The following is a 12,113-nucleotide window of genomic DNA, read 5'->3' as shown; positions in this document are numbered from 1 at the left end:
ACAGGCCAAGTATCGGGGGACCACCTCCGCCCTGGCCGCGACGGTGATCTGGGGCATCCTCTCGGTCGCCGCCGCCGGTGTCGTCGGTTTCGCCATCGGCGGCATCTTCGAGCAGCTCCGGGCCGTGAACATCAACAGCGTGTTCGGCACCTGGGACACCGGCATCCCGGTTGCCGTCCGCGGATGGGGCCTGCCCGTCGGCATCCTCCTGCTTCTCGTCTGCATCGGACAGTACGGCAAGTGGAACCACCGGTTCAGCGCACGCGAGAAGGGCTACGCGGCGATCGGTCCGCTCACGATCATCCTGGCCGGGCTGGCCATCGGCACATGGGTGGCGACGACGATGTGGCTCGCGCCCGACGCGGTCGGCGTCGCCGTCGACCCGACGTTCGGACAGAATGAGCCGTGGGGCGTCGGCGAGTGGATCCTGTACGCGGGTCAGTGGTGGCTTCCCGGTCTTCTCGCGCTTCTCGCGGTGCTCAGCTACATCGCGCGCGTGCGCGCCCTCGCGACGCGCCGCCGCAACAACGCGGTCATCTCGCGCCTTCTGGCCTCCGGCTCGCGCGTCGACGCGGAGATCGTCGAGGCGCCCCTGCCCGCGCACGACGCGTCGCGGATGACCGCATCGCTGGTGGCGAAGTTCACCGACGCCGTCGGCACGGATCGCTGGGTCACGACCATGGTGCTCATCGCGCCGCGCGAGGTGCCGGCGGTCGGCGACACGCGTCCGCTGGTGTTCGACCCCGCCGATCCCGGTGACACGACGCGCATCTTCCTCTCGCCGACGGGTGCGACGGGGCCCGACGACTTCGAGCCGGTGCAGCCCGCGAGCTGAGACCCCGCCCGCGAGCTGAGACCCCGCCCGCGGTCAGAAGACGATCGTGTGGTTGCCGTGTCGGATGACGCGGTCCTGCGCGTGCCACAGCACCGCGCGCGAGAGCACCTGGCGCTCGACGTCGGCACCGCGACGGGCGAGCTCGGCCGCGGTGTCGGCGTGGGTGACCCGGATCGTGTCCTGCTCGATGATCGGCCCCTCGTCCAGGTCGGTCGTGACGTAGTGGCTCGTCGCGCCGATGAGCTTGACGCCGCGTTCCTTGGCCTTCTTGTAGGGCTCAGCGCCGATGAAGGCGGGAAGGAACGAGTGGTGGATGTTGATCACGGGCACGCCGAGCTTCTCGAGGAAGTCCGACGACAGGATCTGCATGTAGCGGGCGAGGACGACGAAGTCGACGTTGCCGACGAGCAGCTTCAGGATCTCGGCCTCGGACGCCGACTTGTCGGGGCCGGGCGTCGAGGGCACGTGGAAGAACGGCACGTTGAACGACCGCACGTCCTCGGCCGAGGTCGTGTGGTTCGACACGACCATCGGCACCGTGACGGGCAGGTCGCCGCGGCGGTGCCGCCAGAGCAGGTCGAGCAGGCAGTGGTCCTGCTTCGACGACAGGATCGCCATGCGCTTGGGAACGGACTGGTCGGTGAGCGACCACTGCAGATCGAACCCTGCGAGGGTCTCGCCGATCTCCGCTTCGATCGACGGCCGGTCGACCGCGAAGTTCGGCCGGTGGAACACCACGCGGCAGAAGTAGGCGCCGCCCGTCGGGTCGTCGGAGTACTGGTCGAACGCGACGATGTTGCCGCCCACGCGGGTGACCATCGCCGACAGGGCGGCGATGATGCCCGGCTGGTCCTGCCCGTGCACGATGAGGCAGGCGTGGGCGGGGTGCAGCGCGGAGTCGGTCATCCTTCGATTCTGCCCTGTCCGACGGGCGCTCCCGGCACGTTCAGGCCGTCGACTCGCCAGATTCCGCGGATGCGGCGGGGCGGCATCCGCGATTCGTGGCGAGTCGACGGAGGGTGGGGGTTGGGGGGAAGTGGAGGCGGGTTCAGTCGACGTCGAGGTAGTCCTCGATGACGAAGGCGGCCTCGCCGGCGTGCGTCGCCGGGAAGAGGTGTCCGCCGCCCTCGAGGGTCACGAGGCTCACCAGGCCGGGAGCGGCCGCTTGCAGGCGTTCGCCGTTCGCGGGCGGCAGCACGTCGTCGTCGGCGCCCTGGATGAGCATGACCGGGACCGTGGGGGCGAGGGCGCGCCATTCCTCCGCCGAGACCGAGGCCGCAGCCGCCGCCTGCAGCGGCTCGAGGTCGGTGCGGGGCTCGTCACCCTCAGCGCCGAGCAGCAGCACGCCGTCGACGCGGTCGGTGTGGTCGATCGACACCGTGCGCGCGACGGCGCCGCCGAAGGCGTGACCGCCGATCCAGGCGTCACCGAGCCCGACGTGGTCCATGACGTCGACGACATCCTGCGCCAGGTCGTGGAGGGTCACGCCCTCGGTCTGCGCCGTGCGGTAGCCGACCCGCAGGATGCGGAAGTCCTCTTCGGCCAGCACGTGGGCGAGCGTCCCGAGCGCGGCGACATTGCTGTACCCCGGGATCAGCACCAGGACGGGCTCGCTGCCGGCATCCTCGACGTAGGGGATGGCGCGGCCCTCGGGCTCGAAGATCTGCGGCTGTGTTTCGGTCATGGCTCCCTCTCGCGGTGTCCTGCGGTCTTTCACGCTAGTCGAATCCGCTGAACGCCCGCGGGCGCGGATGCCAGGGATCGCGGCCGACACCCCGACGGCGGATGCCGCGACCCGGGGTGTCGGCCACGATTGCTTGCATCCCGGACGCGACGCCCGTGCGAAGACGAGTCAGAGGCGCGAGCCGGCGATGCGGGCGCCCTCGCCGAGCGAGGCGAGCTTGGCCCAGGCGATGTCGGGGTGGATGCGGCCGCCGAGGCCGCAGTCGGTCGAGGCGATGACCCGGTCGGCTCCGACGATGCCGGCGAAACGCTCGATGCGCTGCGCGACGAGCTCGGGGTGCTCGACGACGTTCGTGGCGTGGCTGACGACGCCGGGCACGAGCACGAGGTCGTCGGGGACGGCAGCCGAGGCCCAGACTGCCGACTCGTGCTCGTGCCGGACGTTGCCGGCCTCGAACGAGATCGAGCCGACGTTCGCCTCCAGCACGACGGGCAGGATGTCGGCGAGTGCGACATCGGTGGTGTGGGGTCCGTGCCACGAGCCCCAGCACAGGTGCAGGCGCACGAGCTCCTTCGGGAGCCCTGCGATGGCGTGGTTGATCGCCTCGACGCGGATACGCGTGAACGCCTGGTAGTCGGCGACGGCGGGTTCCGGATTGATCTGGTCGAAGTTCTCGGCGAGCGAGGGGTCGTCGAGCTGCACGATGAGCCCGGCGTCGGTGATCGCCTTGTACTCCTCTCGCAGCGCCTCGGCCCACGCGAAGATGTGCTCTTCATCGGTGGCGTAGTACTCGTTGCGAACGCGCGATGCCGATCCGGGTGCGATGGCGGTGAGGAATCCCTGCTCGCCCTCGCGCAGCGTCGCCTTCAGGTTGGCGATGTCGGATGCCACGGCCGCGTGCCCGCGGTAGGCGATCGGTCCGGTCGTGGTGGGGAACGCCGTCGCGGTCGCGCCCGCTTCGACGGCCTCGGCGTACACCGCGGGGAAGAGCTGCCGGTCGCGCCGGTCGAGGAACGAGGTCAGACGGATGCGACCCGGCTCCGACCGCACGGGCGGTTCGTTGAACGCGTTGACCTCGGTCAGCGACAGGCCGCTCGCGCGCTGGAACGAGTACGACCACCATGCGCCGTAGTCCACGGCGTTCGACATCGCCTTTCCGAACTCGCCGTCGCCCACCTGTGTCACTCCGGCTTCGCGCTGACGCGCGACCACGTCGGCGACGGCCTGTGCGGTGAGCTCGTCGAACTCGGGGGTCGAGGTCAGGGTGAAACCGTCGTCGGCGAAGGAGCGCACGCGGTTCGCGTCGATCAGGGCCTGCGTGCGGGGGAGGCTGCCGGCGGTGGTGGTGGTGATCTCGGTCATGAGCGTCGCTTTCTCATCGGGTGCGCCCGCGACTCTAACGCCGGGCCCGCGCCGGCCCGGCATCCGTCCGTCATCGTGTGACGAAGCCGCCCGTCGGACGCGTCACCAGACGATGCCGCCGCCGAGCGAGATGCCGCCCCAGGTGAGCAGCACGAAGATCGCGGCGAAGACGACGGGGGCGATGCCCGTGCCGCTGCGTGCGAGGCCCTTGAGGAGAGCGATGACGACCAGAACGGCCGCGACGAGCGAGAGCCCGCCGCCGAGGATGAGCCCGATGAAGAGAGGGATCGGCATCAGGATGAGCCCGAGCAGGCCGATCCAGAAGGCGGCCCAGGCGGTGGGATTGGAACGGCGCACGGCGGAAGAAGACATGTCCCCATCCTCTCGTGTCAGAGCACGCCGCGCATCAGCGCGAGCACGGGCTTGCGGGCCGCCGCGAGCGCGATGCCCAGGACGATCGCGATGGCGCCGAGGATCGAGAAGTACGGCACCTCGTTCTGAGGGTCGTAGAAGGGCGCGAGCAGTCCCGAGATGGCCGTTCCCAACGAGACCGACAGGAAGAACAGCGCGACCATCTGCGTCTGAAACCGCGCCGGAGCGAGTTTCGTGGCCGCGGACAGCCCGACGGGCGAGATCAGCAGCTCGGCGACGGTGAAGACGAACAGGATGCCGACGATGCCGAGCAACGGTGTCGCGGACGGTCCGTCGGAAGCGAACGGCAGGAAGAGCAGGAAGGCCACACCCATGACGGCGACGCCCGCGGCGAACTTGATCGGTGTCGAGGGCTGCCGTGTGCCGAGCTTCGTCCACAGGGCCGCGAAGACGCCCGAGAGGATGATGATGAACACCGGGTTGATGGACTGCACCCAGTCGGGCGGCATCTGCCAGCCGAAGAGGTTCAGGTCGAGCCGCTTCTCCGCGTAGATCGGGATGACGGTGAACTGCTGCTGGTACAGCGACCAGAAGGCGACACTCACGATGAACAGCGGGATGAAGCCGAACACGCGTGACCGCTCGGTCGCGGTGATCCGGGCACTCGAGATGATCACGCTGAAGTAGGCGATCGTCGCGGCGATGACGACGACGACCACGACGAGCGACAGGTTGTCGGCGCGGATGACGCCCAGGGCGACCAGCAGTGCGATCGCCGCGACGGCCGCGACCGCGACACCGATGACCAGCGGGTAGCGCGACCGCGGCAGCGGGTTGGGAACGCGGCGCGCCGCCTCGGGAAGAGACCGGCGCCCGATCGCGTACTGGACGAGGCCGATGGTCATGCCGACGGCGGCGGCGCCGAAGGCCCAGTGGAACCCGAGGCTCGTGCGCAGGAAGCCGGTGAGCAGCGGGCCCGCGAAGGCTCCGAGGTTGATGCCGAGGTAGAACAGCGAGAAGCCGGCGTCGCGCCGCGGGTCGTGCTCGGAGTAGAGGGTGCCGACGACCGCCGTGGCGTTGGCCTTCAGCCCTCCCGAGCCGAGAGCGACGAGGACGAGTCCGACCGCGACCGACAGCAGCCCCGGAAGCACGGCGAGAGCGACGTGACCGGCGACGATGATCATCGCGCTGAAGAACAGCACGCGCTCGGAGCCCAGCAGGCGGTCGGCGACCCAGGCGCCGAGGATCGTCGAGAGGTACACCGCTCCGCCGTACGCGCCGACGATGCCGACCGCCGTCGCCTGCGGCAGGCCCGCCCCGCCGTCGGAGACCGAGAAGTAGAGGTAGTAGACCAGGACGATCTGCATGCCGTAGAAGCTGAACCGCTCCCACAGCTCGACGCCGAAGATGTGCGTGAGCGCCCACGGCTGCCCGAAGAAGCGGGTGTCGTTCCTGCTGTGGTCGGCGTCGCGATGACGGGATGCGGTGGAGGCTGCGTCCTCGTTGCTCATGGATGCCGACGATACGCCGCTCAGGGCAGCGACGGACGGGTCTCGTGCGGGTCGCGCCGTTGCGGTATGCACAGCGCGACGGCGAGTGCGATGACGGCGGCGCCCAGACCGAGCGCGAACGAGACCTGGAAGGCGGTCGGGGTCGGCACCGTCACCCCGTCGCGTTCGAGCGAGAACGCGGCGAGCACGGCGCCGACGAGGGCGGCCGCCGTGCTCGTCCCGAGCGAGCGGAACAGGGCGTTCAGTCCGTTCGACGCGCCGGTCTCGGTGGGCGGCACCGAGCGCATGATCAGCATCGGCATGCCGGCGTAGCCGAAGCCGATGCCGACGCCGATGAGGAGGTTCGCCACGAGCAGGTGCCAGACCTCGGAGGCCCACAGCAGCGAGAAGCCGTAGGCGAGGATCAGTGCGACCGAGCCGAGGACGAGCAGCAGCCGCGGGCCGACCGTGCGCGCGAGTCGACCCGAGAAGGGGGAGAGGACCATCATCACGAGGCCCGCCGGCATGATGATGAGGCTCGCCTGCAGCAGCGTCAGCCCGAAGCCGCCGACGGCCTCGGGCAGCTCCAGCATCTGCGGGTACGACACATTCGAGGCGAAGAGCGAGAAGCCGATCGCGACCGACGCGAGATTGGTCAGCAGCACCGCCGGGCGGGCCGCGACGCGCAGGTCGAGCAGGGGGTCGGCGATCCGCAGCTCGAACCAGCCCCACACGAGCAGCACGACGACGCCGCCGAGGCCGCAGGCGAGGGTCGCCGCCGAGGTCCAGCCCCACGTGTTGCCACGCGAGACCGCCAGGAGCAGTCCGGTCAGACCGATCGCGAGCCCGATCGCCCCGAGGATGTCGAAGCGACCGGGTGTTCGCAGCACGCTCGGAGGCACCACGAGCACGACGAGGACGAGGACGACCACCCCGAGGCCCGCCGACATCCAGAACAGCACGTGCCAGTCGCTCGTCTCGGTGATGAGGGCGCTGACGGGCATGCCGACGGCGCCGCCGACGCCGAGGGTCGCCGACATCAGCGCGATCGCCGCGTCGACCCGGTTCTCGTGCAGCACGTCGCGCATGATCGAGATGCCCAGCGGCACGACGCCCGTCACCGCGCCCTGCAGGGCGCGCCCGACGATCACGCCGATGATGTCGGTCGACAGGGCCGCGACGATCGACCCGACGATGAGCAGCCCGAGCAGCACGAGCACGATGCGGCGTTTGCCGTACATGTCGCCGAGTCGACCCGCGATAGGGGTGAAGACCGCGGCGGCGAGGAGGGTGGCCGTGACGACCCACGCCGTGTCTTCGCGGCTCGCGTCGAGCAGCTCGGGCAGCTTCGACTGGATGGGCACGACCAGGGTGAACATGAACGACGAGGCCAGCCCCGCGATCGCGAGCACGGCGACGATCGCGCCCTGCCGCGGCATGCGGGTGAGTCTTCGTCGTCCGCCGTCGCCCGATGCCATCCCTTCAGGCTATCCGCGGCGGCGTAGGGTGGGCTCATGAGCGAGAGCGTTCCCCCGATCCCAGCCGACGTGCCCGCGGGGATCGACATCCGCCCCCTCGAAACCGTCGCCGACATCTTCGCCGGCGCCGCGGTGCTGCGCGAGGTGTGGGGCGGCGACCGCGACTCGGTGCCCACGAACCTCATGCGCGCGCTGGCGTACTCCGGCAACTACGTCGTCGGTCTCTTCGACGGCGACCGGGTGGTCGGCGCATCGGTGGCCTTCTTCGCCGAACCCGGTGCGCGGTCGATGCACTCGCACGTGACCGGCGTGCTGCCGGAGTACCAGCAGCAGGGGCTCGGACGCGTGCTCAAGCAGCACCAGCGTGCGTGGGCCTTCGCCCGCGAGGTCGGCACCATCACGTGGACGTTCGACCCGCTGTTCGCGCGCAACGCGCACTTCAACCTGCAGGTGCTCGGAGCCCGCATCAGCGACTACCTCGTCGACCAGTACGGCCTCATGGACGACGGCATCAACCGCGGCGACGTCACCGACCGGCTCATGGTGACCTGGCCCCTGGCCGCGCCGCCGCAGGAGCGTCCGTCCGATGACCGGGTCGTCGCGACGATCGAGGTGCCCGACGACATCCATGCCATCCGGGCGGCCTCACCGGACGAGGCCGACGCCTGGCGCGACCGGGTGCGCACGCAGTTCCTCGAGCACTTCGCCGCCGGGCTCACGGTCGGCGGCTTCGACGACGAGCGCGGATACCTCCTCGTCCGCCCGTAACCCCCTGCCCCCACCCCGGAAAACCCAGCGAGGTCCCACTTGGGCCGGGTATGAGCTCTGCATAACCGGCCCAAGTGGGACCTCGGGGTGTGTGGGCGTGGTTACTCCGCGCCGGCGTCGCGCCAGTCGTCGGACTCCATGTGCGACCCGGCCTGCGGCCCCATCTGCAGCATCCCGCCGTCGACGACCCACGTCGCGCCGGTGACGTACGACGACGCCGGCGATGCCAGGAAAGCGACGACCGCGGCGATCTCCTCGGGCTTGCCCGGGCGGGGGATCGGGATGCCGGGGCGGTGGGTCTTCTCTGCCTCGTCGCCCTCCATGTCGTTGATGGGCGTCGCGATCTCGCCGGGGGCGACGGAGTTGACGGTGATGTCGCGGGGGCCGAGCTCCTGCGCCATCGTCTTCACGAGGCCCTCGAGCCCGTGCTTGGAGGCGACGTAGGCGGCGGAGCCGACGCGCGGCTGCGAGCCGTGGACGCTCGTCACCGCGATGATCCGCCCGCCGTCGCCGGCATCCGCCATGAGCTTCGCGGCCGTCTGCATTCCCAGGAAGGCGCCGTCGAGGTTCAGCGCGACGACCGTCCGCCAGCCGTCGAGGTCGAGATCGAGCACGGGGCCACCGGTGCCGCCGCCGGCGTTGTTGACGAAGACGTCGAGGCCACCGAGCTCCGCGGCGAGGTGCTCGATGACACCGGGGACCTTGTCGAACTCGGTCGCGTCGAACTGCGCGACGACCGCTTTGCGTCCGCGCGCTCGGACGCCCTCGGCGGTCTCGTTCGCTCCCTCCTCGTCGGAGTGCCACGTGACGCCGACATCCAGGCCGGCGTCGGCGAGGGCGAGGGCGGTCGCGCGGCCGATCCCCGAGTCGGAAGCGGTCACGATGGCACGGCGAGGAGTGAACGTCATGCCCCGACGCTACGAACCCGTGACGCCGCGACGCACCCGGTTGACAAGGGCGCGCGGCAACTCCTCGGATCTGCGAGCCCGCGAACGACGACGCCCCGTCATCTCGCGAGAGGTGAGACGGGGCGTCGTCGGATCTGAGGAGTTAGCGCGGGGTCACTCCGCGGAGGTGCCCTCCGGAGCGGTCGCCGGGGCCGGGGCCGGGGCCGGAGCCGCGGCCGCGTCGTCCGCGCGCAGGCCCTGGGCGACGCCGCGGCCGGTGGCCTGACCCTGGATGATCTGACGCAGGTCGATGCCGGTCGTGGCCTGCACGGCGTCGAAGGTGGCGCGCATGCTCGACGCGCTCTCCGAAGCGATGTGGCTCGATGCGCCGTCGCCGCCGAGCACCGTGATGGACCCGACCTTGTCGAAGCCGCGGGCGAACTCGGTCATCAGCGGCACGAGGGCCTCGATCGCGCGCTGCGCGAGCAGCGCCTCCTGGTTCTGCGCGATGGCGGCGGCCTCGGCCTCGATCGCCTCGGCGCGGGCTTCACCGGCCAGGCGCACGGCGTCGGCCTCGGCCTGTGCGCGCAGGCGCGTGGCCTCGGCCTCCTGGGCGGCGATCTGCGCGCGGGCCTCGGCGGCCTTGACCTCGGCGTACGCGTCGGCGTCGGCCTTGCGCTGACGCTCGTAGAGCGAAGCGTCGGCGACCTTCTTGATGTCGGCGTCGAGCTGGGCCTGCCGGTTCTCGGCGGCCTGCAGCAGCACGTCCTGCTCGCGCTGGGCGCGGGCCAGGGCCTCGGCCTGCTCGGCCTCGGCGCGTGCGCGGCCGACCTCGGCGGAGGCGGCGGCGGAGTTCTTGTCGTACGCGGTCTGCTCGATCAGGTTCGCCTCGTCGGTCGCGAGCTGACGGGCACGCACCTCGCGGGCAGCGTTGATTCGGGCGACGTCGGCCTCGCGGCGCACGCGCTCGACCTCGGTCGCGCCGAGGGCGTCGATGTAGCCGTTCTTGTCTGTGATGCCCTGGATCTGGAACGAGTCGAGGATGAGTCCCTGGGCGAGCAGGTCGCTCTTGATTCCCTCGGCGATCTGGTCCGACAGCTTCTGACGGTCCTTCATGAGCTGCTCGACCGTCAGCGTCGCGACGACGCCGCGGAGCGCGCCCTCGAGCTGCTCCGTGGTGAACTGCTCGATCGCGCCGTCCTGCGACAGGAATCGCTCGGCCGCGCGGCGCACGAACTCGGGGTCCGAGCCGATCTTCACGAGGGCGACGCCCGCCACCGAGACGGTGACGCCATTGGATGCCTGCGCCGTCGGCTCCATCTTGATCTGCCGGGCACGCAGCGAGATCATCTCGGCGCGCTGCGTCAGCGGGTTCACGAGGGCGCCGCCGCCGGTGATGATCGAGATGCGCGACGAGTCGCCCGCGGCGTTCTTCTGATTGCGGCCGACGACGACGAGCGCCTGGTCGGCCTTGGCGACCTTGTACCAGGCCCGCACCATGATCAGCAGGAAGATCAGAAGGATGATGACGGCGACTACGGCGATGCCGCCGATCACGAGCGCGCCTCCGGCGAATAGAGCTTCCATGCTGACCTTTCTCGTACGTAACGATGTGTGCTTCGACCGTATCGGGGTCGACGTGCGCGGCGCGACTAGAATCGAGGATGCCGTTGTCTGCGGCATCCGCGCCGCCGGCGCATCCCGAAAACGACCATGAGGAGCCACCTGTGGCCGAGCAGTCCCGCCTCGACAAAGTCATCGCCCTCGCCCGCCATCGCGGGTTCGTCTTCCAGGCGGGGGAGATCTACGGCGGTTCGCGCTCCGCGTGGGACTACGGCCCCCTCGGCACGGAGCTCAAGGAGAACATCCGCCGCCAGTGGTGGCAGACGTTCGTTCGCGGTCGCGGCGACATGGTCGGCCTCGACTCGTCGATCATCCTGCCCAAGCGCGTCTGGGAGGCCTCCGGCCACGTCGCGACGTTCACCGACCCTCTGGTCGAGTGCCTGCAGTGCCACAAGCGCTTCCGCGAAGACACCCTCATCGAGGACTTCGAGGCGCGCAAGGGCCGCAAGGCCGAGAACGGCCTCGGCGACGTCCCGTGCCCGAACTGCGGCACCAAGGGCCAGTACACCGAGCCCAAGTCGTTCTCGGGCCTGGTGAAGACCTACCTCGGCGTCGTCGACGACGAGACCGGGCTGTACTTCCTGCGCCCCGAGACCGCGCAGGGCATCTTCGTGAACTTCTCGAACGTGCTCACCGCGAGCCGTAAGAAGCCGCCGTTCGGCATCGGTCAGGTCGGCAAGGCGTTCCGCAACGAGATCACGCCCGGCAACTTCATCTTCCGCACCCGCGAGTTCGAGCAGATGGAGATCGAGTTCTTCACGCCGCCCGCCGAAGCGCAGGAGTGGTTCGAGCACTGGGTCGAGGCGTGCTGGAACTGGTTCATCGAGCTGGGCATCGACGCCGACAACATGCGGCGATTCGATGTGCCCGAGGACGACCGCGCCCACTACTCCGCCGGCACGATCGACGTCGAGTACCGCTTCGGGTTCCCCGGCAAGGAGTGGGGCGAGCTCATGGGTGTCGCGAACCGCACCGACTACGACCTGGGCAGCCACTCCGAGGCATCCGGTCAGTCGCTGACCTACTTCGATCAGGCGTCCGGCGAGAAGTACACGCCGTACGTCATCGAGCCGTCGTTCGGTCTGACGCGGGCGATGATGGCCTTCCTCGTCGACGCGTACGACGAAGAGGAGGTGCCGAACGCGAAGGGCGGCGTCGACACCCGCACTGTGCTGCGCCTCGACCCGCGCCTGGCGCCCGTGAAGGTGGCCGTGCTGCCGCTCAGCCGCAACGAGCGCCTGTCGCCCTTGGCGCGCGAGGTCGCCGACACGCTCCGCGGCCGCGGCTGGAACATCGACTTCGACGACGCCGGCGCGATCGGGCGCCGTTACCGCCGTCAGGACGAGGTCGGTACGCCGTTCTGCGTCACCGTCGACTTCGACTCGCTCGACGATCGCGCCGTCACCGTCCGCGACCGCGACACGATGGCCCAGGAGCGCATCGCGCTCGACGCGCTCGAGGGCTACCTCGCCGAGCGCCTGCGCGGCGCCTGACGCAGGTCGCCGCATCCCGCCTCCCGCCTCCCACCCCGGTCGTCCGGGCGGAGAATGACGCGAACCTCGGAGCCATCGTGTGATGGGCTCCGAGGTTCGCGCTTTTCTCCGATGTTCGCGC

11 protein-coding genes are annotated in these 12,113 nt (G+C 70.1%); 3 read left to right on the top strand and 8 right to left on the bottom strand.

From position 1 onward, the window contains the following. Positions 1-43: 43 nt before the first annotated feature. A complete protein-coding gene (locus tag DEU36_RS07620) occupies positions 44-835 on the top strand; it encodes a hypothetical protein (protein ID WP_183045314.1) in 792 nt (263 codons plus the stop codon). A gap of 33 nt (positions 836-868) precedes the next feature. Here the strand turns inward: DEU36_RS07620 and purU are convergent, their stop codons facing one another. The 6 genes from purU to DEU36_RS07590 form a co-directional block, all read right to left on the bottom strand. Further along, positions 869-1,741: a formyltetrahydrofolate deformylase gene (purU, locus tag DEU36_RS07615; RefSeq protein WP_094261075.1), complete on the bottom strand. Its 873-nt coding sequence runs from the start codon at positions 1,739-1,741 to the stop codon at positions 869-871. Between the two features lie 142 nt (positions 1,742-1,883). Next, the gene (locus DEU36_RS07610; protein WP_120263620.1) at positions 1,884-2,519 is read right to left on the bottom strand and encodes an alpha/beta fold hydrolase; all 636 of its coding nucleotides are present in this window, start codon (positions 2,517-2,519) and stop codon (positions 1,884-1,886) included. A 168-nt stretch (positions 2,520-2,687) separates the two neighbouring features. Next, the gene (locus DEU36_RS07605; RefSeq protein WP_120263619.1) at positions 2,688-3,881 is read right to left on the bottom strand and encodes a cobalamin-independent methionine synthase II family protein; all 1,194 of its coding nucleotides are present in this window, start codon (positions 3,879-3,881) and stop codon (positions 2,688-2,690) included. Positions 3,882-3,983: 102 nt separating this feature from the next. Beyond that, positions 3,984-4,253 (bottom strand): hypothetical protein, encoded by a 270-nt coding sequence (locus DEU36_RS07600; RefSeq protein ID WP_120263618.1) that lies wholly within the window; start codon positions 4,251-4,253, stop codon positions 3,984-3,986. A 17-nt stretch (positions 4,254-4,270) separates the two neighbouring features. Then, on the bottom strand, positions 4,271-5,764 hold the full coding sequence (locus tag DEU36_RS07595; protein ID WP_120263617.1) for a peptide MFS transporter: 1,494 nt from the start codon (positions 5,762-5,764) through the stop codon (positions 4,271-4,273). A 20-nt stretch (positions 5,765-5,784) separates the two neighbouring features. Further along, positions 5,785-7,182 carry an MFS transporter gene (locus tag DEU36_RS07590; protein WP_120263616.1) on the bottom strand — a complete coding sequence of 466 codons (1,398 nt, stop codon included), beginning with the start codon at positions 7,180-7,182 and terminating at the stop codon, positions 5,785-5,787. Positions 7,183-7,257: 75 nt separating this feature from the next. On the opposite strand from DEU36_RS07590, the gene DEU36_RS07585 reads away from it, so the two are divergent. Next, entirely contained in the window at positions 7,258-7,989 is a 732-nt protein-coding gene (locus DEU36_RS07585; protein WP_183045313.1) for a GNAT family N-acetyltransferase, read from the top strand. A gap of 101 nt (positions 7,990-8,090) precedes the next feature. Here the strand turns inward: DEU36_RS07585 and DEU36_RS07580 are convergent, their stop codons facing one another. Further along, positions 8,091-8,897, bottom strand: coding sequence for an SDR family oxidoreductase (locus DEU36_RS07580; protein WP_120263615.1), 807 nt, complete (start codon positions 8,895-8,897; stop codon positions 8,091-8,093). Positions 8,898-9,050: 153 nt separating this feature from the next. Beyond that, entirely contained in the window at positions 9,051-10,463 is a 1,413-nt protein-coding gene (locus tag DEU36_RS07575; RefSeq protein WP_120263614.1) for a flotillin family protein, read from the bottom strand. Between the two features lie 140 nt (positions 10,464-10,603). Here DEU36_RS07575 and DEU36_RS07570 point away from each other — a divergent pair, with 140 nt between their 5' ends. After that, complete coding sequence (locus tag DEU36_RS07570) at positions 10,604-11,992, top strand: glycine--tRNA ligase (RefSeq protein ID WP_120263613.1); 1,389 nt, start codon at positions 10,604-10,606, stop codon at positions 11,990-11,992. The last annotated feature ends 121 nt before the right edge of the window (positions 11,993-12,113 follow it).

Origin of the sequence: Microbacterium sp. AG238 (assembly GCF_003610405.1) — a bacterium.
Taxonomy (GTDB): Bacteria; Actinomycetota; Actinomycetes; order Actinomycetales; family Microbacteriaceae; genus Microbacterium.
This window is presented reverse-complemented; position numbering and strand designations above follow the sequence as displayed.